Origin of the sequence: Paenibacillus sp. FSL K6-1566 (assembly GCF_038050475.1) — a bacterium.
In the GTDB taxonomy this organism is placed as follows: Bacteria; Bacillota; Bacilli; order Paenibacillales; family Paenibacillaceae; genus Paenibacillus_AQ; species Paenibacillus_AQ lactis.
In genome coordinates this window covers 2,430,924-2,454,118 of the sequence record NZ_JBBOSR010000001.1, presented here as the reverse complement: position 1 = coordinate 2,454,118, position 23,195 = coordinate 2,430,924, and the positions used below count along the sequence as shown (strand labels likewise).

Sequence of the window (23,195 nt, the reverse complement as noted above, 5' to 3'; positions counted from 1 at the left end):
TACAGTACACCTACCTTTTAACGTTTGGCGTTAGATTAGCCGGCCGCAGTTTGCAAAGCGGCTATGAAGCATTCCGATTCATCACGTAATACTGGAATGCCGAGATGACGAGAATGACCAGTCCGAGCAGGACCGCCATGGCGGATGCCATACCGGCAATGGATTCCCCATGGCCGAAGGCAAGCTGACGGATGTACATCATCAACACGGTGGTGCTTTGTCTTGGCCCGCCGTCGGTCATCATTAACGGCTGCCCGAATACGTTGAACGCCCCGGCCGTTGTCATAACGAAGGTATAAATCAGCGGGAAACGGATCGACGGCAGGGTAATGCTTGAGAATCTCCGGATCGGCCCGGCTCCGTCCATTTCGGCCGACTCGTACAGATCCTTGGACACGCCGCTGATCGAAGCACGGTAGATGATCATATTGCCCCCAACTCCACCCCATACCGTGATTACGATGATAATAAGCCAGGCGTAAGGCTGATTGGCCGCCCATACCGTTTCGGAACCGAATAGATTGTTCGTAATGCCGAGCTGCTTGTTAAAGATCAAAGACCAGATCAGCGCTGCGGCTGAAATCGAGATCAAGCCGGGGATATACAGAATGGACTGCATAAGCCCTTTCATTTTCACCTTTTTATGCTCCAGCGCCACCGCGATCAAGAGCGGAATGACAATTAGAATCGGAACGCTTAAGACAACGAAAATCAACGTGTTCTTGATCCCGTTAAAAAACTGCGTGTAAAACGTAGACTCCGTATCGAACAAAATCGTTTTGTAGTTGGCCAGTCCGACCCAGACCGGATCATTGATGAGGTTCCACTGTGTGAATGATGCATAAATACCGTAGATGGTCGGCAAAAAAATAAATACGGCAAACAGAATCAAATGTGGACCTACAAAGAAATAAGGTGTCAGCGACTTCTTTTTCATACCCTTTCATTTCTCCTTTGGGAAAAGCAATGCGCCATGATCGGATGGCACATTGCTTTTTTGCTATCGGTTCATGCGCACGGCCTATTCCGCTGCCTTACTGCCCTCAGCGATTTTATCCTCGACGAACTTTTGCATCGTTTGGAGAGTTTCATCGATATCAACGTTTCCGCGCACGATATCTGCGGCGTACGTATCAACGGCTTCAGCTACGTAAGGGTAGTATTCGTAAGTATAAATGTACAAGGACTCAATTTGTTTATCGCTCGCTGTAAAGAAGGACTGGATGTATTTGTTGTATTCCGGATTTTCAATGACCTGCTTACTTGCGACGATCTGTCCTGCCTTCGCCCACTCCATCGAGTTCTGGCGAATAAACTCCAGGAACTGACCGATTCCTGCTTCCTTCTCATCCGTCCGTTTGTCGTTATTCAGCATCGCGAACAGATGCGAGGAAGCGCGGTTCGTGAACTTGTCCGCATTTGCGGAGTAGATGTTTGTCACGCCGAAATTCAGGTTCTCTACGGCTGCGTGAGCGGTCGAGCTCCAGGTTCCGTCTGTCGAGAACAGCACATTGCCGGATTGGAACATCAAGTAGCCGTCCTCGCCGAACGGTGTCATCAGACCGGCATCGGCAATCTTTTTAATCTCTTGGAACGCCTGCTTCATCACTTCCGTATTTACGGCCGGCTTGCCGTCCTGCTGAATGTCGCCACCGAGGTTCTGGATCTGTGCCAGCACCACCCAGCCTAACAAGGCATCGTTAACGACATAATCCCCTTCGTCCAGCTTACCTTGGAGCGACAGCATTTCTTCAATCGTTACGACATCATCGTCCAGGAAGCTTTCCACATTGTACTTCTTAAGCAAATCCTTGTTGTAGTACATCGCATTGCTGTGAATATCCAGGGGAACCGTGTACTGGGTGCCGTCGATATTGCCTGTGTTCCAAGCCTGCGGCAAATAATTCTCTTCCTTCAACTCTGGTTGCGCTTGCATAACACCGGTCATTGGCTCAAGGACCCCTTGCTTGACAAAGCCGGGAACACGATCCGCATGGATGATGGCCAGGTCGGGAACACCCTTGCCGGAGTTGAGAACCGTAGAGATCTTCGTATACATGTCTGATGTGATGACGTGCTTAACCTTATACTCCGGATTTGTGGCATTGTAGTCCTTCACCAGTTGATCCATGTACGCGCCGTCGTCCCCTGTGAGAGGCGTCCAGAAGGTTATCGTATTTTTGTCCCCGCTGCCGCAACCGGATAATACGGATACGGCCAACAATACAAGTATTAATGAAACCCCCATCTTTTTCTTCAACACGTTCTCCTCCTGTTACAATTCATTTCGTTAACCCTTTCATTCAAACGCTATGGAAACGATTAACTGTTGTCCAGTATACATGCACCTTGAAAACGGTGTCAATAACATTTCTATAAATGTAATTATATTATTTTCTATTTGATTAATGTTTTAGTTAATTAAATCATCATTATTTTGATTGATTATTTTGATTGATTTATGTACAGGTTAACCATAGTTGTGGTATCATTCATATTAGTTAAGAAAGTCAGGAAATGAAATCCAATTGAAAGAAGTGGGATCGATGCAGTTGGAAATAGACAAATCCTCTCTTGTCGTCTATGAAGCGCTGGCGAGCGAGGTTCGAATTCGGATTATCCAGCTTCTCTCCAAAAATAAAATGAACATCAAGGACCTTGCCCACGAGCTTCAGCTCAGCAGCGCGATTGTCACCAAGCATATCAAGAAGCTGGAGGATGCCGGAATCATCAAGACCGAGAAGGTGCCCGGAAAATCGGGTCAGCAGAAAATATCGATTTTGAAGGTCGATCATATCGAAATCAATTTTCCCAAAAAAATCTTTCATTCCTTCGCCTCTTACGAGACCTCGGTGCCGATCGGGCACTACACGGACTATGATCTTAAGCCGACCTGCGGTTTGGCAACCGATAAGGAATTTATCGGAAGAGTCGACGAACCGAAATATTTTATGGATCCGAAGCGCGTGGACGCGGAAATTCTATGGTTTACCGAGGGGTTCGTTCAATACAACATCCCGAACTTCCTCAAGAAGGACGAGAAGCTGCAGCAGTTCGAGATCAGTTTGGAAATCTCCTCTGAATTTCCGTTTTCCAATGACGTCTGGCCTTCGGACATTACGTTTTCGCTAAATGGCATCGAGCTCGGCACCTGGACGAGTCCAGGTGACTTTGCGGATACGAGAGGGAAGTTTACACCGGACTGGTGGCCGCACAATATTAACCAGTATGGGCTCCTGAAGACCATACGGATTACATCGCACGGCACTTATATTGACGGTGACCCGCTGTCCGCGATCTCCGTTCAGGACCTGGATACGACCTGTGACCGTTGGACCTTTCGGATCGAGGTTAAAGAGGATGCCGAGCATGTCGGCGGGGCTACGATCTTTGGCAAAAAATTCGGCAATCATGACCAGGATATCGAGTTTAAGCTCTACTATCTGTAATTATTGCCCGGGAAACGATGAAAAGAGGTTCTTCCTGAAGGTCTTCGGACCAAAGGAAGGACCCCTTTTTTGTTTCAAAGCTGTACTCTCGATGCCATAAGAAAAGCCCACAACACGATGTCCCTAGAACATAGAAAGGGACCCGGTTATGAGCTTCTCATTGGATGGTAAGGAAGGTTTGCAAAGTTCGTTTCGTATTTCAGCTTAAAAACATCCGATCGATAATGGCAATTGCTCAAGGTGAATACGGAAAGCTCAGGAGTTCGAACGAAACCGCATATCGGTTATCGAGACATACGAAGTCATGTCCGATAAAGGACTAACGGACACCGGTTCTAATCCCCGTCAGATTTCCGCGTTACACCATCATTTCAAGAGACCTTATGCTCGATTCTCAGCTTATCTGCAACCATCGCGATGAATTCGCTGTTGGTCGGCTTGGATTTGCTGATGTTGATCGTGTAGCCGAACAGATGCGAGATGCTGTCGATGTTGCCGCGCGTCCATGCAACCTCGATGGCATGACGAATCGCACGCTCCACGCGGGATGGCGTTGTCTTGAATTTCTCGGCGATGGCCGGATACAGCGTCTTCGTGATCGCGCCGAGAATTTCAATATTGTTGTACACCATCGTAATGGCCTCGCGCAGGTATTGATATCCCTTAATATGCGCAGGCACGCCGATTTCATGAATGATCGAGGTAATATTCGCATCCAGATTTTTGCCCTTGCCCATTGGTACGACATTGGATTTGACGTTCGTAAACGGCGTGCTGGACGACAGATTGCTTGGGGAACCGACCAGCTGGCGGATCCGGCTAGCCAGCACCTCCATATCGAACGGCTTCAAAATATAATAGGAAGCTCCCAATTGGACAGCCCGCTGGGTGATGTTCTCCTGACCGAATGCGGTCAGCATGATCACTTTCGGCTGCGGGGACAGATTCATATCACGAAGACGCTCAAGTACGCCGAGACCGTCCAAATGCGGCATAATAATATCAAGGATCAGCACATCCGGTACTTTTCCCGTTTCCTCGATCATGCTCAGTACTTCTTCCCCGTTATAAGCGATTCCGGAAACCACCATATCGGGTTGATCCGAAATGTATTCGCCGAGCAAATTCGTAAATTCACGGTTGTCGTCTGCCAATAATACTTCAATCTTTTGCAATTCGTGCTCCTCCTTTATCCGATCACTTAGGATTTTTTGGTTATTTTTCTTGTGTATATGGTTTTCGACAGACGGATTTAAATTCCTTCTGTCGAAAATTATTTTTTCTTTATTTTTTTTTGAAGTTGATTTATAATTAAATATTTTATTTCAAATTAATATGTATTTCGTCGTATTACGACAAAAAATCTCAAGGCATTAACCTGCCTTAAGATTTTGTGTTGGTTTTGATTCTGCAGAGGGTAGCACGCCGGAGTCCTGAAGCATCCACTCGATAAAGCAGCCGTAGCCGGATTTCGGATCATTCACAAACACATGGGTGACCGCCCCGATCAGCTTGCCGTCTTGAACGATTGGACTGCCGCTCATGCCTTGCACGATTCCGCCGGTCTTTTTGAGAAGCCTAGGATCCGTGATCCGGAGTACAAGCCCTTTTGTTGCGGGTGCATCCTGTTTGGAGACATGAACGATCTCAACGGTGAAACGCTCGACTTCCTGGCCTTCGACCACGGTCAGTATTTCAGCCGGCCCTTCCTTCACCTCGTGGGACATGGCGATTGGAATCGGCTCCGTGTACAGACCATGCTCCGGCAGATCCTTCATTTTGCCGAAAATGCCGAAATGGGTGTTGCGCTCAACATTACCAAGCACCTTGCCGTCTTTGGAAAAGGTCGCCCGTTTCTCGCCTGGTTCCCCTTCTTCGCTTCTTGAAATGGATGTGACATTGGATTGCACGATTTGCCCGCTCCCCACTTCAATGGGTGTCTGGGTATTCATGTCGGTAATGACGTGGCCGAGCGCGCCATACACCTTCTGGTGGGGGGCATAAAAGGTTAAGGTGCCCACCCCTGCAGCAGAATCGCGGATATAAAGCCCTAGACGCCAGGTTTTATCGTCCTCGTCGAAAGCAGGACTCAGCTTGGTCTTCATGACCTTGCCGCTGCGTTTGAACGTGATATCAAGCGGTCGTTTGGCTCTCCCCGCCTTCTCCACGATCTCGGCCACCTTCGTTACATCGGTCAGCGGTTTGCCATCCATGGCGGTGAGCAGATCTCCAAGCTTGAGACCTGCAGCTTCGCCGGGAGATACCTTTGCCCCGTTCGAAGCGCGAACGAGATGATGTCCGACCACCAGGATGCCGGAGGATTTAACCTTAACGCCGATTGTCTGTCCGCCAGGGAACACCTTCAGCTCCGGCATCACATTCACATGGACTGTCTTCAAAGGAATTTTACCGAATAATTTCAGGGTAACTTCTGCTGTGCCGCTTTGCTGGGGATATAGCTGGAGCGGCTGCTTTAATGATACTTGGAGCTTCGACGCCCGGGAGCCGTTTAACTGCACCACATCGGGACGATCGACTGAAGCGAGGGCTTGGACGGGCATCGCCACGTCCAGACGGGCCTGCCGGCCGGCAATCAACCTAAGCTCATCAGGCAATGACGCAAAAGATTGGACAGGCTCAGCAGTTCCAAGGTAACAAAGAAGGAAAGCAAGAACGAAACCGAGCAGTTTTCTCCTGAGGTTGGGCTTCAATGGCTGTCACGCTCCCTTTTTCTTCTTTCGCTTGACGAAAAGGTGGTCGCCAATTGCGTACCTTTAAGTTACCCTGCCCCCTGGCTTTTATAACTGTCAATCATTGACCCGAAGCCGTTCTGGAAGCCTTTTGCGCCGCCGCCAGATTGAGCATTTCCTGGGCATGATGAAGTGTCTTTTCGGTAATTTCGACTCCGCCGAGCATCCGTGCGAGCTCCTTGATCCGCCCCTCTTCGCTTAAATTCTGCACCTGGGTCATCGTTCTTGAAGATACGACCTTCTTCTCGATCAAGTACTGATGATCGGCCATGCATGCCACTTGCGGCAAGTGCGTGATGGAGAATACCTGGCATGTCTTGGCGAGCAGGAACAGCTTCTCCGCGATCGATTGAGCGGCCCTGCCGCTAACGCCCGTATCCACCTCGTCAAAGATCAGGACCGGAATTTGGTCATGCCGAGCGAAGATGCTCTTCATGGCGAGCATGATCCTGGACATTTCGCCGCCGGACGCAATTTTAGCGAGCGGGCGCAGCGGTTCTCCCGGATTCGCCGATATAAGAAACTCTGCTGCATCGATCCCTTGTTTCGTCAATCGGATTCGTTGTCCTTCATATTCGTAACCATCCGGCGCATCCTGAAGCTCCAGACGAACCTCAAACCGGGTTCGTTCCATTTGAAGATCCTTCAACTCACGCTCCACTTGGGTCGCCAAATCCCGCGCACACCGCTTACGGGCATCGCTCAACTTCTTGGCAGCTTCCAGAGCCACAGCGAGCAGCTCGTCCCGCCGTTTCTCCAATCCCTGGATAAATTCGTCCTTGTTCTCCAGCATGTCGGTTTCCTGCTGAATTCTCCCGTAGTATTCCAGAATTTGCTCCACATTATCCCCATATTTCCGCCGCAAACCGGAGATCATATCTAAACGAAGCTCGATTTCATTCAGCCGCTCCGGATTAAATTCAATGCCGTCCCGGTAATCCCGCAGCTGGAACACGGCATCCTCCAGCTGATAATAAGCGGATTGCAGCTGCTCCACGAGCGGCTTCAGCCCTTTCTCGTCATAGGCCGAGACATCTTCTAGCCGACTGAGCGCCCGGCTGACCGCCTCCAAGCCTGATGACCCGTACAGCAGCTCGTAGGCGCCTGCGACGGAGTCCATCATCTTCTCGCTGTGGGACAGCTTGACACGCTCCTCGGACAGCTCCTCGTCCTCTCCCGGCTTTAGCTGGGCCGCCGCAATTTCCTCCAGCTGGAACCGATACATGTCGAGCATCTGATATGCCTTTTGGCTCGTCTCTTGCAGTTCCTTGAGCTCCTGCTCCACCTTGCTGAATTCCGAATACAGCTCCTGGTATTTACGCTTGGCCGGGCCGATGATCTTCTCCCCGTACGTATCGAGCAAGCTCATGTGCTGTTCCGAACGCAGCAGGCTCTGATGCTCATGCTGGCCGTGAATGTTGATGAGCTTCTCCCCTACCTCACGGAGCATACTCAAGTTCACAAGCTGACCGTTAATGCGGGAGGTGCTTTTTCCTTGCGATGTCAGCTCTCTGCGGATCAGCAAATGCTCCTCGGTATCCGCCTCAATGCCTAAATGCGTTAGTGTTTGCCACACGGGATGTGCCGGGGGAAGATCAAACAGCGCCTCAATCTCCGCCTTATCGCAGCCGTACCGGATCAGATCCGCCGATCCGCGCCCGCCGGCAATCAGCCCAAGCGCATCGATGATGATGGATTTTCCCGCGCCTGTCTCCCCTGTAAGAACATGAAAGCCCGGGTAGAATTGTACGTCCACGCTCTCAACAACAGCCAAATTCCGAATGGATAACGTATTTAACATCCCTTTAACCCCCTAAACCCGTAAATCGGATGTATGCCTCGCGAAAACCAATCTTAAGAGATATAGCTTTTGATCTGAGATACAACGTGTTCTCCGTCCTCCTCCGTGCGGCATATCAGCAAAATGGTGTCATCCCCGCATATCGTGCCCATGATCTGGCTCCACTCCATATTGTCAAGGAGCACGGCTACCGAGTTTGCGGTGCCCGGCAAGCATTTCATCACAACCAGATTGCCGGCCCGGTCAATATATACGAAATTATCCACCAGCGCCCGCTTCAGCTTCTGCACCGGATTATAACGCTGATCCGTAGGCATCGAATATTTATACCTTCCGTCATCGGTCGGTACCTTGATCAGCAGCAATTCCTTAATATCTCTGGATATCGTAGCCTGCGTCACCTGAAAACCCTCGGCACGGAGAGCATCAACCAGCTCGTCCTGCGTTTCGATGTCCTGGTGGGTAATGATATCCCTGATTTTAATATGGCGTTGTCCCTTCATATTCGTAAGAGCCTCCCGAAATTTAGGTGTTGTATTCGTCATTTCCATTCCATTCCTCATCGGACCAATCCATGGTGAGTCGGTGCACTTCCTGCTCGTTCATATCTACATACAGGAGCCCGGCACACTCCGGGTACAGCAGCAGGTAAGGCATCAGCCGATCCCGGATACCCGCCCCTGTCCAGTCCACCGGCATCCGTTCACGTGCCAGTTTAACCATATACAGCTCCCCGTTGCTGCCGGATGCGACGTAATCAATGAATAGTCTGCTGCGAATCGGCTTGTGTCCCGTGTCAAACGACAGATTTACCTTTACTTTACCCCCGACAACCTCATATCCTTCCTGTTCAAGCAACCCAATGACTGGGTGATCCGGAATGCGGTCATTGATCGGGATTCCCGGGAGCAGGTCGGGCTGCGGTGACATCAGCCAGCGGTTGACCCTGTAGCCGATCAAGAGCACGATCACGATGCCAAGCAGCACCATCAACAATCCATCATAACGCTCATTCATCCTCTCACCTCGAATTTTGATATTCGCGGATGGGAACATAAATTCCTCTTTTTCAGCAAAAGAAACCCATCATTTCGATGAGTTTCCCGTGAATGTATGAGCTGCTTGCTTAACAATGCTGTCGATCCATTGATCCAGCTCGGAATGATCCATTTGCCGAACCGGTTCTTCCGTTTCAGCCGCGTCCTCCGGCTCAAGCCGCCAGTGGGCCAGGAATTCAATATTGCCTTCGCCGCCCGTGATGGGCGAGAAGGTCAGATTATACAGCTTGAATCCGATATCATCAGCAAAATGAAGCACCTGCGTTAGAACTTCCTTGTGTACTTTCGGGTCGCGGACAACACCGGATTTGCCGACCTTCTCCCGTCCTGCCTCGAATTGCGGCTTGATTAACGCTGCCACATCTCCGGGTCTGTCCAGAAGCGTCTTGAGCGTCGGCAAAATGATACGCAGCGAAATAAAAGATACGTCGATGCTGGCGATATCCGGCCGGGGGCCCTTCAGGTCCTCGGGTGTCATGTAACGGAAATTCGTCCGCTCCATGACACATACGCGTTCATCGTTCCGGAGCGACCAATCGAGCTGATTGTATCCGACATCGATCGCATACACGTAGCTGGCTCCGTGCTGAAGCGCACAATCGGTAAAACCGCCGGTGGATGAGCCGATATCAAGCATCGTCCTGCCCTTCATATCCAGACCGAAATGCGAGATCGCCTTCTCAAGCTTAAGGCCTCCCCGGCTTACATAAGGATGAACAGAGCCTTTTACTTTCAGCTCCGCCGTACGCGGGATTTTCATGCCGGCTTTCTCGATTCGCTCGGTTCCGGCATAGACGAGACCCGCCATAATGGCAGATTTGGCTTTCTCCCTGCTATCGTAAAATCCCTGCTCCACAAGCAGGACATCAACACGTTCCTTGTGAGATGATTCCATAAAACACTCCTGATGGTTTCTAAGACGTAAAACTTCTCTTCCCGAGCGTTGCCGTACGCGCAGATTTGAGGCTGCGGATTTCACTGCATACCGCCTCCAGCGTCAACCCGACCTCTTCCCGCTGCTCTTGGATGCTGCCGTGCTCAATGAACCTGTCCTCAATCCCCATTAACGAGACAACCGCGTCATGAATACCTTGCTCGGCAAAGTACTCCAGCACGCTGCTGCCAAGGCTGCCGGCCTGCGAAACCTCCTCCAGAACGATCATGCTCGTTCCGGACGCCGCCAGCTTCTTCAGCATATCGCCGTCAAGCGGCTTCAAGAAACGCGCATTCACAACCTCAACGGAAATGCCCTCCCGCTTGAGCAGATCGGCCGCTTCTTCGGCCAGCTGCACCATTGGACCGGCCGCCAAAATCGCGTAGCCCTCGCCGCGGCGGACTGTTTCCCATGTACCGATCGGGATCGGCTTGAGCTCCGGATCCAACGGAACGCCGCGGACATTGTTCCGCGGATAACGATAGGCGATCGGCCCGTCGTTATAGTCAAGCGCCGTCTTCATCATATGGCGAAGCTCATTCTCGTCCTTCGGCATCATGATGACGATGTTCGGAATATGGCGCATAAAGGCCACATCGTACACCCCTTGATGGGTCTCGCCGTCAGCGCCGACAAAGCCCGCACGGTCGATGGCGAACATCACGTTGGCATTGTGGCGGCAGATATCGTGGACGATTTGGTCGTATGCCCGCTGCATGAAGGTGGAATATACCGCAAATACCGGCTTCAAGCCTTCCATGGCCAGCGCGGCACAAAGCGTCGCCGCATGCTGCTCGGCAATGCCGACATCGATCATCCGGTCCGGGAACTTCTTGCCGAACGGAATCAAGCCCGAGCCGCCCGGCATTGCCGGCGTGACCGCAACGATGCGCTCATCCTGTTCGCCAAGCTCAACGAGCGTTTGTCCGAACACTTCCGTATACATCGGATTGCCTACCGCTTTCAGCACTTGGCCGGATTCGATCTTGTACGGCGTGATGCCGTGCCACTTATGGGAATCCGATTCGGCAGGGCGGTAGCCTTTGCCCTTAGTGGTTACCGCATGAATCAGCACCGGCCCGTCGACATTGTCGGCCTGCTGCAGCGTATCGATCAGCTTGCTCAAATCATGACCGTCCACAGGTCCCAAATACGTAAATCCAAGCTCCTCGAACAAAACGCCGGGAACCATCATATATTTGAGGCTGTCCTTCATTTTCTCCGCGGTCTTCGCCAGCTTGCCGCCGATTGCCGGAATTTTCTTGAGCAGCATCTCGACCTCGTCCTTCGCCCGCAAATAATAGCGGTCCGAGCGGATTTTGCTCAAATAGTTATGCATCGCCCCGACGTTCGGAGCAATCGACATTTCATTATCGTTCAGGATGACCATCAGCTTCTTCCGCTCATGGCCGATATGATTCAGGGCCTCAAACGCCATCCCGCCCGTAAGGGCGCCATCGCCGATGAGCGCGATTACCCGGTTGTTGTCGCCTTTCAAATCCCGCGCCATCGCCATGCCCATCGCTGCCGAGAGGGAAGTGCTGCTGTGGCCGGCTTCCCAGACGTCATGCTCGCTTTCCGCACGTTTCACAAAACCGCACAAGCCCTTGTATTTACGCAAGGTGTCGAATTTATCCATCCGTCCCGTCAATATCTTATGGACATAGGCTTGATGGCCCACGTCAAAAATCATCTTGTCACGAGGGCTGTCAAAGCAATAGTGCAAGGCCAGCGTGAGTTCAACCACTCCCAGATTCGGTGCAAGATGACCGCCGGTCACGGACAGCTTTTCAATCAGAAACTGACGGATTTGCACCGCCAGGTCCTCAAGTTCGTCCACCGACAGTTTTTTCAGTTGGTTGGGATGTTTGATATTTGGAAGCAGCACGAAGAATCTCCCCGCTTTCCTTGATAAAGTAAAGTTAGCAATTCATAAACCATGAAAGGCTGCGCTATCATCAGCCATTTAAAGACATTATATCACAAATAATCGGTGTGCAAGTAACCCCGCTCTAGTGGTCCCGAGCCAAGAGAAAGTCTGCAATTTCATGCAGTCTGGACGGGTCCGGAAAATTCCCTTCGGAAATGGCGCTCTTCGCTTCGGCGGTCAGACGCTCAACCTCCCGCTTGGAGGCTTCCAAGCCGATAAAAAACGGATAGGTCACCTTCTCCTGCTTCACATCGCTTTGCGTCGGCTTGCCGAGCTTGGCCTCATCGCCGATCAAGTCGAGGATATCGTCCTGGATTTGGAAGGCCAGCCCGATATGCTTGCCGAAGGAGCGAAGCGAATCGATCTGGGCTTCTGAACAGCCTGCTACCCGTCCTCCAGCCATGAGGGAGAACATGATCAGATCGCTTGTCTTATGCAGATGAATATACTCCAGCTGCTCAAGGCTGGTTAATCCCTGCTCTCCTTCCATATCGGCCACTTGGCCGCCAACCATTCCCCGGGGCCCGGCATATTCCGCAAGGTCCTCCACAATCGACAGCACCCGATCGGCAGGAATCCCGTGCTTGCGCGAGGACTGCACAATGCTGTAAAAAGCATGCGTCAGCAGCGCATCGCCCGCCAGAATCGCCGCTGCTTCACCGAACACTTTATGATTCGTAGGCTTCCCCCGCCGGAAATCATCATCGTCCATCGCAGGCAAATCGTCATGGATGAGCGAATATGTATGCACCATCTCAACGGCGCACGCCACCGGCAGAGCCGCTTCTCTGCTTCCGCCGGCTGCTTCGCAAGCCGCGATGACCAGCAGCGGACGCAGACGCTTTCCGCCTGCCATTAAGGAATACGTCATCGATCGATGAAGGGTTTCAGGAACTTTCCATCCCTCCGGAAAAAGGGCGGTAAGCTCGCTGTCCAGCCTGTCACAGATGTCATTCATATATTGCTGAAAAGGAAGTCTATTATTCACTCAATTCACCTGTCTCATCAAGTGCGCCGCCGAAGGGCTTGCGCTTGAGCTCCCCGCCTTCTTCGACGATCATCTCGATTTTCTGTTCAACCTGCTCCAGCTTTTGACTGCACATTTGAGACAGCTTCATCCCTTGCTGGAACAAGTCGATCGCCTTCTCCAAAGGGACGTCCCCGTCCTCCAGCTGCTCGACGATCTGCTCCAGCTGTGCCATCGCCTCTTCAAAGCTGATCTCCATCAAGTCTTTTGCCTCACTAGACACGTTCTTCATCCTCCTTTATTCCCCACACTTGACACTGCAGCCGGCCATCATTGACCCTCACTTGAACCAAATCGCCGAGCTGCACATCTTCCACTGATTTGATCAGCTTCTGTTCCTGCTCATCATAAACCAGGCTGTACCCTCGGGACATGATCTTAAGCGGACTAAGCGCATCCAGATGGCGGATCTCCGTCTGCAGCTGGGACAGCTTGGCTTTGCGGATCGATTGCATGGCAAGCATCAGGCGGCGTTTCGCCTGCTCCTTCCGCAGCGATGCCTGCTCGACCTGGGCGCGCGGATTGGATCTGATCAATCCCTGATGCAGCGACCGCTGGCGCTGACGGTAGAGCGACAGCTGCGATTTGAGCGTTCCTTGCAATCGGTAGGAGAGCATGTCCAAGCGCTCGGCATGCTGCAGCATGTAGCGGCGAGGATGGTTCAGCACCGGCGAGCGCTGAAGTCTCGCAAGGCGCTCCCGGCTTCGCTGAAGCCGCTGCTGAAGCCCTTGATTCAGCTGCCGCTGGCGCTGCACAATCTGTCCCTTCAGCTCCGCGCGGCTCGGAACTGCAAGCTCCGCAGCCGCTGTCGGCGTCGCTGCACGCACATCGGCTACAAAATCGGCGATCGTAAAATCCGTCTCATGGCCGACAGCCGAGATCACCGGAATATTCGATTGATGGATCGCTCTGGCGACGATCTCCTCGTTGAATGCCCATAGCTCCTCCAGCGAGCCTCCGCCCCGGCCGACAATGAGCACATCCGCTTCGCCAAGCTCGTTCATCGCACGGATTCCCTTAACAATGGAGGGTGCTGCCGACTTTCCCTGAACCAGGACCGGGTACAGCTGTACAGTCGCCTGCGGATACCGTCTCTGAATCGTTGTTATAATATCGCGAACAGCTGCCCCGGTCGGTGAGGTTATCACACCGATCGTCTTGGGATAGCTCGGAAGCGGGCGTTTAAGCTCCTGCGAAAACAAGCCCTCTTCCTCCAGCTTTGACTTGAGCTGCTCGTAAGCGAGATACAGGCTGCCGATTCCGTCCGGCTGCATCTGAATGGCGTAGAACTGATATTGACCGTCCCGCTCATAGACGGAGACATTGCCTCTGGCTATCACCCTCGAGCCTTCTCTCGGGATAAACGGCAAGCGCTGATTATGGCTCGCAAACATGATCGCCCGGATTCGGCTGCCTTCATCCTTCAACGTAAAATACATATGTCCGCTGGAATGATGCGTAAAATTCGAAATCTCCCCGCGAATCCAGACGTCGGACAGCCTGGAGTCGCCTTCCATTTTCATTCGAATATATCGGTTCAAATCCTTAACGGACAGGACGCGTCCCGGATCCACGGATTTCATATTATTCAATTCCGCTCAGCCGTTTGGCGGCCAGCAGCGTATTCTTCATCAGCATCGTGATGGTCATCGGACCGACGCCTCCGGGAACTGGCGTAATCGGACCCGAGATCTCCTTCACGCTCGCAAAATCAACGTCTCCCGCCAGCTTGCCGTTCTCCAGACGGTTCATGCCGACGTCGATAATGACGGCGCCCGGCTTGACATAGCTGGCGTCAATCATATTCGCCCGGCCGATGGCAACGACCAAAATATCGGCCTGCTTCGCGATTTCCGGCATGTTGCTCGTTCTCGAATGGCACATCGTCACGGTGGCGTTTTCCCGCTGCAGCAGCAGCGATACCGGCTTGCCCACAATATTGGATCTGCCGATAACGACGGCATGCTTGCCCGAAATTTCGACGCCTGTCCGTTTGATCAGCTCAATGACGCCCGCCGGGGTACATGGCAGCAGACTGTCATCCCCGATGACCAGGTTGCCCACATTGACCGGATGGAACCCGTCCACATCTTTTTCAACGGCAATCGCATCAATTACCGCCTTCTCTTGAATATGACCGGGGAGCGGAAGCTGAACAAGAATCCCGTGAATGGACGACTGCTTATTCAGCTTGTCCACCAGAGCTAGCACCTCTTCCTGGCTGGAATCGGCAGGAAGCCGGTGCACCTCGGAATAAAAGCCTAGATCGTGGCACGCCTTTTCCTTATTTCGGACATAAACATGGGAAGCCGGATCGTCACCCACCAGCACAACCGCCAAGCCCGGGCGCACGCCCTGTTTCGACAGCTGCTGCACCTCCAGCGCGATCCCTTCGCGAATTTCTTCGGATATCTGTTTACCATTAATGATCGTTGCTGCTGTCATCCTAATCTCTCCTCACTATGATTGAATGATCCGCCTGCCATCCTGGGCGTAGAATTATGATTGTTGCAACTTCGCTTTGACTTGATCCAGCTCCTGGATAATCCGGCCCAATACGCCGTTTACGAATTTACCCGATTCCTCGGTACCGAAATGCTTCGATAGCTCGATCGCTTCATTGACGGCCACCTTACCGGGCACGTCATCGCGGTATCCGAGCTCGTACACAGCCAGACGGAGAATCTGGCGATCCACGCGGGAAAGGCGGCTAACCTGCCAGCCTTTTAAGTAATGAGCGAGCAGCTGGTCAATCGTTTCCCTGGAATTCCATGTCCCGTTGACCAGCTGCAGCACATACTCCTTCATCTGAACCTCGTCGCCGATCACACGCTCCGTCTCATTCTCTTCGGCCGCCTCCGAGAGCAGCATCGATACAGCCTCCAGGCTGTCGACTTCGTTCATTTCCATCTGATACAGGCTTTGAACGGCGATCTCCCTAGCTACACGTCTTTTCATTTTGTTCCTCCTGTGGACCCTGCCTGAATCCATTTTTCTGATTAGTATTATCAATTTTCCATAAAGTTTTGACCAGTCTTTTGCAAAACTCGATTTTCAGCAGCTTATGAAAGCAATATATAGACGAGCTAAACCGTTAAACTCTTTATATATTGCTGATTGTACTTTAGATCTTCACCAAAATCCTCACAATAAAAAAACCTGTGAACCGCTGCTTTCTGCAAAAAAGGCATCATTAACCTGTCCTTTAGCTTTTTTGCCGAAAGAAGCATATCACAGGGTTCATTTAAACGGCCGCCAACGCTCGGACAACCAGCGCCCCCATTCCTGAAAGTGGAAGATGGAGCCTTGGTTCAAATCCTTGCGTTTGCCAAACGTATAGCCGATAAATACCACTAATGCAAAGAACAGCATATCCCAAAAACCGGATAATAGATAAATCAGTCCGCACACAAGACCGCCGGCGACACCGAAGATCCGCCCTCTGTGACTCTCCCATATTTCTTTCCAAGGCATTTGGGAAATTCACCTCTATTCCACGCGGCTCTTAAAGCTAGGCGCCTGAACCACGTTAGCGATATATACGGATACGGACGAGACTGGAATTCCCGTCGTCTCTTCAACGAAATCATGCACCTGCTTCTGCACCTCGGTCGTCAGCGCAGGAATGGATTCCTCGCCGTCCACCACGGCACGGATCGCAATCTCAAGCCCCGATTGGGACACCTTGATCCGGGACTTCAGATCCTTTACGCTTCGCACCTTGGAAGCTGCCTTCAGGCACAGATTTTCAATCGTTTCCACCGAAATCTGAATGTCTCCAAACTCCGTTCGCTGATCAATCGAATTCAGCGTGGAACGGTCGCGACGTACCGAAATGTAAAAGAACCGGATGCTGAGGAGAAACAATACGGCAGCAATGATAATCCCCGCCAGAACGAGCTGCTGCTCCTGGGCAAACGTCAAATGGTACGGAACCGCACCGCTTAACAGGAGGATGGCAACTACAGATATAACACCGATACTCAAGCTGTATATAAACAGCAGAAGTCTGTCCATGATTTTGGCCACGACCCGCACAGCCTCCTTAAATTAGATTAAACCCTCGACATTGCTGCCGGGGGCTATGAAATGATCCATTTTATTTCACGCGCTGCACCAGATCCAGATCGTCGTTCTTCTCGCTTGTCTTCATGAAATGAACATCATGAATATGTACATTGACCTCAACGACGGTAAGACCTGTCATATTCTCAATGGACCGCTTCACGTTGCGCTGGATTTCACCCGCTACTTCCGGAAGACGATGTCCGTACTCAACGATAACGGATACATCAACAGCCGCTTCGCGTTGTCCGACTTCTACCTTGACGCCTTTGGACAGATTTTTCCGGCCAAGCAGCTCAGCGATGCCGCCGGCAAAGCCGCCGCTCATTCCTGCAACCCCGCGGACTTCCACCGTTGCAAGCCCTGCGATAACTTCAATGACTTCCGGCGCAATCTGAATCTCACCGATATCCGTACGTTCAAATTCTGTAGTTGGCAATGTCTCAGCCATAGTCTCAACACACCTTTCGGGAATAAGTTTGCGGATGCTCGAGGGACTGCTTGAGGCATGCGCTCTTATTACTCATACTATACCATTCGGCCAAGTTTATGACAAACTTGGCCAAACGATTTATACCTCATTTTCTTCCAAAAACTTAATATCGAAATCGCCTTTGATAAAGGTTGGATGGTTCATCAGTTTTTGGTGGAACGGAATGGTGGAATAAATGCCTTCAATCTCGAATTCGGAAAGCGCGCGCTTCATCTTCGCAATCGCTTCGTTCCGAGTCGGCGCCCATACGATCAGCTTCGCGATCATGGAATCGTAATACGGCGAAATGGTATAGCCCGGATAAGCCGCGCTGTCCACGCGCACGCCAGGTCCTCCCGGCGGAAGGTAGAATTGAATCGTACCCGGTGCCGGCATAAAGCCTTTGTCAGGATTCTCGGCATTGATCCGGCATTCGATCGACCATCCGTTGATGACGATATCCTCTTGGGTGAAGCTGAGCGGATTCCCTTCAGCAACCGAGATCATCTCCTGAATCAAGTCAACTCCGGTTACCATCTCGGTTACCGGATGCTCCACCTGGATCCGCGTATTCATTTCCATGAAATAGAACTGCCCGTCCGGACCGAGCAAGAACTCCAGCGTACCCGCTCCGGAGTATTGGACCGCCTTGGCTGCGCGCACGGCGGCTTCTCCCATCCGGGTACGTACTTCTTCCGTAATCACCGGACAAGGCGCTTCCTCAACGAGCTTCTGTCTCCGGCGCTGAACGGAACAATCGCGCTCTCCGAGATGGACCGCGTTCCCGTGCTTGTCCGCAATAATTTGGATTTCGACGTGCTTCATGCCCGTCAAATATTTCTCCAGATAAACGCCGGCATTGCCGAAGGCTTTCTGCGCTTCCTGCTGGGCCGTCGTAATCTGCTTAATCAGCGCTTCCTCGTCCTCGGCGATCCGGATGCCCTTGCCTCCGCCGCCTGCGGTGGCTTTGATAATAACAGGATAGCCGATATCGCGGGCCAGCATAATCGCTTCGTTCAAATCCTCGATCAGCCCGTCTGAGCCAGGGATAACCGGTACGCCGGCATCCTTCATCGTCTGCTTGGCAACCGCCTTGTCACCCATGCGGTTAATGGCATCGGCAGACGGACCGATAAAGGTGATGTTGCAGGATTCGCAGATTTCGGCGAAGTCGGCATTCTCGGCAAGGAAGCCGTATCCCGGATGGATGGCATCGCATTCGGTCAATGTCGCCACGCTCATAATATTCGTAAAGTTCAGATAGCTGTCCTTCGATAACGTCGGACCGATGCAGTAAGCTTCATCGGCAAGGCGAACATGCAGAGAGTCCCGATCAGGCTCGGAATATACCGCAACCGTCGAGATGCCAAGCTCCCGGCATGCGCGGATGATGCGGACTGCAATTTCGCCGCGGTTCGCGATTAAGACTTTTTGAAATGTCATGAAGTAACCTCCTTCGGACTCATAAGACTCCCGCTCATGGCGAGTACAGCGTGCACTACTCCGGCTTCACCAGGAACAGTGGCTGCCCGAACTCGACCAGCTGGCCGTTCTCGACGAGGACTTCGACGATCTCCCCTTTAACCTCGGCCTCCAGCTCGTTCATCAGCTTCATCGCCTCAATGATGCAGACCGTTGTCTTCTCGGTTACCTTGTCCCCGGGGCTGACGAAAGAAGGCGCTTCAGGGGAAGGGGCGCGATAGAAGGTCCCTACCATCGGTGATACGATCTTATGTAATGAGCTGTTAACCTCCGCTGCTTCCTGTGGCGCTGCCGCGGCAGGAGCCTGGTTGATCGTGGCCTGCTGCTGTACAGCTTGCGGTGCCATGGCTTGAGGCGCAGGAATGTAGGCTTGCGGCGCTACTTGCTGAATAACGGCTTCGGCAGGGTTCGGCTTCTTAATGGACAAACGCGTGCCTTCATTTTCAATTTCCAATTCATGTACGGATGTTTCATCCACCAGCTTAATAAGCTCTTTAATCTCGTTTAATTTAAACATGATCAGTCGTTCACTCCTTCACTTTCTGTAGAAGCCCTGATTCGGACAGTCAGTCGATAGCTTAAAGTATTATATCACAATCGAGCGAAATAGAAAGAGTCCAGGGAAATCCCGGACTCCGCAATGTTTATCGTATAAAGGTGATTTATGTTGAAAAACAGCGGATGCTTTTACGGGGCAACATATTGAACCGTAACCTTATCCTGCGTTACTTTCAGCTCTTTCATGACGAGACCGACGATATCGGCGGCGCCTTTGGCGTCAAGCTTGTCGCTGAGCACGACGACATTGTATTTCTCGCTCTCTTCTTTAACGACGGCATTGCCGAATTGCTGCTGCAGCTGCGCCTCGATGTTGAGAATGATCTCCTCTTTTTCCTCCGCTTCTTTCAATTGCTCGGAAGCCTGTGCCGTCTCCTCCGGCTTGCTCTCATGGTTGTCGATCTTCGAAATCAAATCGTCATATAATTTCATGTTCTTCTGTTCCCGGTCCAGCTTATAGGCATCCAGCTGAGCTCGCGCCGAGGAGGCTTGGGCCGCTACTTCCTCCAGCACCTCCTGTTCGGTTTTGCCCCCTTGCGTGCTGCTTGTTTCCGCAGGCGCCTGTTCACCCTCTTTGGTCTCCGTTACCTTAGGCTCTTCCGCGCTGTCCTTGGTTCCGGCTTGCTCCTGCTCTCCTTGCTTGCCTTGCTCTCCTTCTTTGCCTTGATCTCCCTGTGCCGCTTTAGCCGGATCTTCGCTGCCGGTCTGTGCTCCAGTGTCCGTGCTCTCGGCATTCTGCTCGTTCGCGCCGGAATCTCCGTCGGTTCCTTCCTCGATCACTTCGTTTACAACCAGCTCGTCGCTTGTGCCGTTTGCGCCTTGGCCGGCTGCAGGCTTCTGGCCGTCAACCTGCGTGCTTTCGGCGACAGGCGGCGCTTTCGTGCCGGATTCATCCGTGAACAGATAGTACGCTGACAGGATCACCATTAAACTCAGCATCGAAACCAACCATATGGTTTGTCTTTTGTTATTCATTTGAACGTATCCTCCTTTGGAATAAAAAGCCTTGGTTTTGAGCCTCGTATGAGTTGCTCATTCGGGCGGTAAAACACTGCTACTGCTTTCGCGGGACAACCGATATGCGGTGGGACGGTACATTCAGCCCCCGCTGGATGGCATCCACGATCAAGTTCTTGACGATCTCGTTCTCTGCTCCCTTGGCTACGACGAGCACGCCCCGAACCTGCGGTTTAATCCGCTTAGTGACGATCGGCGTCTCTTTACCGGATGAATCATAAGTCACGATCTGCCCGTCGCGCTGATAGCTCGTGACATGGCGCCTGCCGCCGTTGGCATCGGTCTCCTCGGTCAGCTCCTGGGTGTCCTTGATGTCCTTCTGAACGACAAGCTCCTCCGTGGATTCCACGGTGACCATCACATCCACGGCACCAACCCCAACGATTTGCTCCAGCATCGTCCGCGTCCGCATCTCGAAATCCTGCTCGATGCTCTCAAACTCGCTGCTTCCGCCGGCGGGCTCGCTGCCCTGTCCGGTCGATACGGCCGCGGATTCCGGCGGCTCGCGGCCGATATTTTCATGATCCAGCTTCTTTACATTGACGAAGGAGTTGAACAGCATGATTGCGACGCCGATGAGACCGAGTATAATCAGCCAGCGGAAGGTCTGCATTTTTTTGGCTCCGCCGGCGCCGCCGCCAAGCCACTGTTCAAGCCGCTTCAGCCATTTTCCCATCATCTTCACCTCCGTTATAACTTTTTGTCATCCTGCCCATGCTCCGGCAAATGTATCGTTATCAGATCCGGGCTAAGATCCCATCTCTGGCTGATGTATTTGACGATCTGTTCCTCTCGTGCTTTGTATTCTTTGCTTACAGCCTCGCGCCCTTGAGACGGCGCTTGACTGCCATTGTTATCCGTTGTGCCGGACTCTAAATTTACTTCAATCGATTCGACAGGGGTTATCCCAATCGGCTCTTTCGCCCCGGAGCCCTCTTCGGAAACGGCAGCATCCGATGGTCCGCTTAGCTTCACATCCACGGAGCGGATATCCGCTCCCGTGTACGAGTCGTCCTCCGCCCGGGTTGCTGCCAGCACGACCTCAACCTCTTGTACCGCTTCTCCCGTCTCGGCTGCGATTTCCTCTTTCATGACGCGGGCAAGCTCGCTGCCGGCCCACTCCAGGCTCTGGCTCTGCTGCACATCCTTCAGCTTCTCGGCTTGGGCCAGAATGGATTCCAGCTGCATCTCCTGCGGGAGCCCTTTTTCCTGCCGCTCCAGTTCCTGGGCCAGCCGTTGTTCCGGCGGGTCTGTCAGCAAGCGGATGATCGGGCTGAGCAGCGTAAGTAGGATGATCAGGCTCAGAACCAGTCGCGCGTATCTCTCGAGTGCTTTCCCCGGAAGAATCAGGTCTACGAAAGCGGCGAAGAGCACGACCATGATGACATTTTTGAGCCAATCCGAAAGCCAGTCCATCGATCATCCCCCCTTACCTTGACCGGCAAGCCCGTCGTCACCGCATCATGACCGTTATATTGCCTGCGGTAAGCAGAATCGTAATCGCCAGGAAAAACATCATGCTCACGGCAGCCAGTGCGGCGAATACGTACAGCAGCGTCTTGCCGATCGCCTGCAGGCAGGTTGTGATCGGCGTGTCGCCCAGCGGCTGCATGACGGCTGCCGCCAGATTGTAGATCAGGGCAAGGGTCAAAATCTTGATCGCCGGAAATGCGCAGAGAAACAAGATGATGATGACCCCTGCCAAACCGATTGAATTTTTAACGAGCAGCGATGCCGAGATTACGGTATCTGTCGCATCCGCGAACATTTTTCCCACCACCGGAACGAAGTTGCCGGTTACGTACTTGGCCGTTCGGATCGTGACCCCGTCCGTCACGGAGCTCGTGATGCCCTGCACCGAGATGACGCCGAGGAAGACGGTCAGCATGACGCCCAGGAAGCCCATCGCGATGCCCCGGAGCAGATTGCCAAGCTGGGTCAGCTTGTACTTTACGGACAGCGAGCTGACCAAGTGCAGAAGCGCCGAGAAGAAGAGCAGCGGAAAAACGATCGTTCTAATCAAGGTTCCCACCGTATGTACCATGAAGATCACCAAGGGATGCGCGACCGAGACGGTCACCACATTGCCCATCGATGCCATGAGGGCAAAGAGCAGCGGCAGCATCGCCATCATGAAGTCGATCATGCCGGTGATCGCGTCTTTGGCGTAGCCGATCGCGACGCTGAAGCTGTTGACCGCAATGACCAGCACCACCATGTAGCAGATCGTGTACGCTACCCGGCTCACGGTGCCCTTCTCGAAGGCCGTCTGCAAGTTTTCCAGGATCAAGCTCATGATACTCAGCATGATGATCGTTACTAGCAGCTTTCCGTTATACAGCACCTCGTGCCAAAGATACTTTCCAAGGCCGGACATGATGCCTTTAAAGCTGAAGCCATCGCCGCCCGGAAGAAGCATTTCCATCAGGGACGGCGTCCTGCCCTCGGGAAAGAATCCGCCGTAATCCTTCATCAATTGCTCCCAATATTTCTCCACCTGCTCGGTCGGAAGCTGCTCCGTTTGCTCCGTTACCAAGTCCCCGGCAGGATTTTCGGCAGCGGCTGCAGGGGCGATGCTTATGAACATGCCGGACACCAGCAGCATGAGCTGCATTACGATCAGCCTGTATAAACCGGTTCTCCTCGATGATC

Annotated in this window: 24 protein-coding genes; 1 reads left to right on the top strand and 23 read right to left on the bottom strand. The window is 52.5% G+C overall.

What is annotated here, in order from left to right; all coding sequences use genetic code 11:
- Positions 1-61: 61 nt before the first annotated feature.
- Positions 62-937 carry a carbohydrate ABC transporter permease gene (locus NST08_RS10570; protein ID WP_007129740.1) on the bottom strand — a complete coding sequence of 292 codons (876 nt, stop codon included), beginning with the start codon at positions 935-937 and terminating at the stop codon, positions 62-64.
- Positions 938-1,021: 84 nt separating this feature from the next.
- On the bottom strand, positions 1,022-2,263 hold the full coding sequence (locus NST08_RS10565; RefSeq protein ID WP_007129739.1) for an extracellular solute-binding protein: 1,242 nt from the start codon (positions 2,261-2,263) through the stop codon (positions 1,022-1,024).
- A gap of 283 nt (positions 2,264-2,546) precedes the next feature.
- Here NST08_RS10565 and NST08_RS10560 point away from each other — a divergent pair, with 283 nt between their 5' ends.
- Positions 2,547-3,449 (top strand): ArsR/SmtB family transcription factor, encoded by a 903-nt coding sequence (locus NST08_RS10560; protein ID WP_028403680.1) that lies wholly within the window; start codon positions 2,547-2,549, stop codon positions 3,447-3,449.
- Between the two features lie 371 nt (positions 3,450-3,820).
- Here NST08_RS10560 and spo0A read toward each other — a convergent pair whose 3' ends face one another.
- From spo0A to spoIIIAE, 21 genes are all read right to left on the bottom strand, one after another.
- Complete coding sequence (gene spo0A / locus NST08_RS10555; protein ID WP_007129737.1) at positions 3,821-4,624, bottom strand: sporulation transcription factor Spo0A; 804 nt, start codon at positions 4,622-4,624, stop codon at positions 3,821-3,823.
- Positions 4,625-4,822: 198 nt separating this feature from the next.
- Positions 4,823-6,160 (bottom strand): SpoIVB peptidase, encoded by a 1,338-nt coding sequence (gene spoIVB / locus NST08_RS10550; RefSeq protein ID WP_007129736.1) that lies wholly within the window; start codon positions 6,158-6,160, stop codon positions 4,823-4,825.
- A gap of 100 nt (positions 6,161-6,260) precedes the next feature.
- Positions 6,261-8,000 carry a DNA repair protein RecN gene (gene recN, locus NST08_RS10545; protein ID WP_007129735.1) on the bottom strand — a complete coding sequence of 580 codons (1,740 nt, stop codon included), beginning with the start codon at positions 7,998-8,000 and terminating at the stop codon, positions 6,261-6,263.
- A gap of 53 nt (positions 8,001-8,053) precedes the next feature.
- A complete protein-coding gene (gene ahrC, locus NST08_RS10540; RefSeq protein WP_007129734.1) occupies positions 8,054-8,503 on the bottom strand; it encodes a transcriptional regulator AhrC/ArgR in 450 nt (149 codons plus the stop codon).
- Between the two features lie 22 nt (positions 8,504-8,525).
- Positions 8,526-9,017 carry a hypothetical protein gene (locus NST08_RS10535; RefSeq protein ID WP_007129733.1) on the bottom strand — a complete coding sequence of 164 codons (492 nt, stop codon included), beginning with the start codon at positions 9,015-9,017 and terminating at the stop codon, positions 8,526-8,528.
- Positions 9,018-9,086: 69 nt separating this feature from the next.
- Positions 9,087-9,953 carry a TlyA family RNA methyltransferase gene (locus NST08_RS10530; protein ID WP_341341734.1) on the bottom strand — a complete coding sequence of 289 codons (867 nt, stop codon included), beginning with the start codon at positions 9,951-9,953 and terminating at the stop codon, positions 9,087-9,089.
- 19 nt (positions 9,954-9,972) lie between these two features.
- On the bottom strand, positions 9,973-11,880 hold the full coding sequence (gene dxs / locus NST08_RS10525; protein WP_213615279.1) for a 1-deoxy-D-xylulose-5-phosphate synthase: 1,908 nt from the start codon (positions 11,878-11,880) through the stop codon (positions 9,973-9,975).
- A 124-nt stretch (positions 11,881-12,004) separates the two neighbouring features.
- Complete coding sequence (locus tag NST08_RS10520) at positions 12,005-12,880, bottom strand: polyprenyl synthetase family protein (RefSeq protein ID WP_186311077.1); 876 nt, start codon at positions 12,878-12,880, stop codon at positions 12,005-12,007.
- Positions 12,881-12,902: 22 nt separating this feature from the next.
- Entirely contained in the window at positions 12,903-13,181 is a 279-nt protein-coding gene (gene xseB / locus NST08_RS10515; RefSeq protein ID WP_050954023.1) for an exodeoxyribonuclease VII small subunit, read from the bottom strand.
- Positions 13,165-14,532 (bottom strand): exodeoxyribonuclease VII large subunit, encoded by a 1,368-nt coding sequence (gene xseA, locus NST08_RS10510; RefSeq protein WP_007129728.1) that lies wholly within the window; start codon positions 14,530-14,532, stop codon positions 13,165-13,167. The genes xseB and xseA overlap by 17 nt, the downstream gene beginning before the upstream one ends.
- 1 nt (position 14,533) lies before the next feature.
- Entirely contained in the window at positions 14,534-15,394 is an 861-nt protein-coding gene (gene folD / locus NST08_RS10505) for a bifunctional methylenetetrahydrofolate dehydrogenase/methenyltetrahydrofolate cyclohydrolase FolD (protein WP_007129727.1), read from the bottom strand.
- A gap of 54 nt (positions 15,395-15,448) precedes the next feature.
- Positions 15,449-15,907: a transcription antitermination factor NusB gene (gene nusB / locus NST08_RS10500; protein ID WP_007129726.1), complete on the bottom strand. Its 459-nt coding sequence runs from the start codon at positions 15,905-15,907 to the stop codon at positions 15,449-15,451.
- Between the two features lie 282 nt (positions 15,908-16,189).
- On the bottom strand, positions 16,190-16,423 hold the full coding sequence (locus NST08_RS10495; RefSeq protein WP_007129725.1) for a DUF2273 domain-containing protein: 234 nt from the start codon (positions 16,421-16,423) through the stop codon (positions 16,190-16,192).
- A gap of 15 nt (positions 16,424-16,438) precedes the next feature.
- Positions 16,439-16,978 carry an alkaline shock response membrane anchor protein AmaP gene (amaP, locus tag NST08_RS10490; protein ID WP_007129724.1) on the bottom strand — a complete coding sequence of 180 codons (540 nt, stop codon included), beginning with the start codon at positions 16,976-16,978 and terminating at the stop codon, positions 16,439-16,441.
- Between the two features lie 70 nt (positions 16,979-17,048).
- Entirely contained in the window at positions 17,049-17,465 is a 417-nt protein-coding gene (locus tag NST08_RS10485; protein ID WP_007129723.1) for an Asp23/Gls24 family envelope stress response protein, read from the bottom strand.
- A gap of 120 nt (positions 17,466-17,585) precedes the next feature.
- Complete coding sequence (gene accC / locus NST08_RS10480; RefSeq protein ID WP_028403687.1) at positions 17,586-18,929, bottom strand: acetyl-CoA carboxylase biotin carboxylase subunit; 1,344 nt, start codon at positions 18,927-18,929, stop codon at positions 17,586-17,588.
- Between the two features lie 55 nt (positions 18,930-18,984).
- The gene (gene accB / locus NST08_RS10475) at positions 18,985-19,485 is read right to left on the bottom strand and encodes an acetyl-CoA carboxylase biotin carboxyl carrier protein (RefSeq protein ID WP_341341733.1); all 501 of its coding nucleotides are present in this window, start codon (positions 19,483-19,485) and stop codon (positions 18,985-18,987) included.
- A 170-nt stretch (positions 19,486-19,655) separates the two neighbouring features.
- Positions 19,656-20,501, bottom strand: a complete 846-nt coding sequence (locus tag NST08_RS10470; protein WP_341341732.1) for a SpoIIIAH-like family protein — start codon at positions 20,499-20,501, stop codon at positions 19,656-19,658.
- Between the two features lie 79 nt (positions 20,502-20,580).
- Positions 20,581-21,219: a stage III sporulation protein AG gene (gene spoIIIAG / locus NST08_RS10465; RefSeq protein ID WP_007129719.1), complete on the bottom strand. Its 639-nt coding sequence runs from the start codon at positions 21,217-21,219 to the stop codon at positions 20,581-20,583.
- A 14-nt stretch (positions 21,220-21,233) separates the two neighbouring features.
- Entirely contained in the window at positions 21,234-21,959 is a 726-nt protein-coding gene (spoIIIAF, locus tag NST08_RS10460) for a stage III sporulation protein AF (protein ID WP_028403690.1), read from the bottom strand.
- Positions 21,960-21,996: 37 nt separating this feature from the next.
- Positions 21,997-23,157: a stage III sporulation protein AE gene (gene spoIIIAE, locus NST08_RS10455; protein ID WP_050954025.1), complete on the bottom strand. Its 1,161-nt coding sequence runs from the start codon at positions 23,155-23,157 to the stop codon at positions 21,997-21,999.
- Between the last annotated feature and the right edge of the window lie 38 nt (positions 23,158-23,195).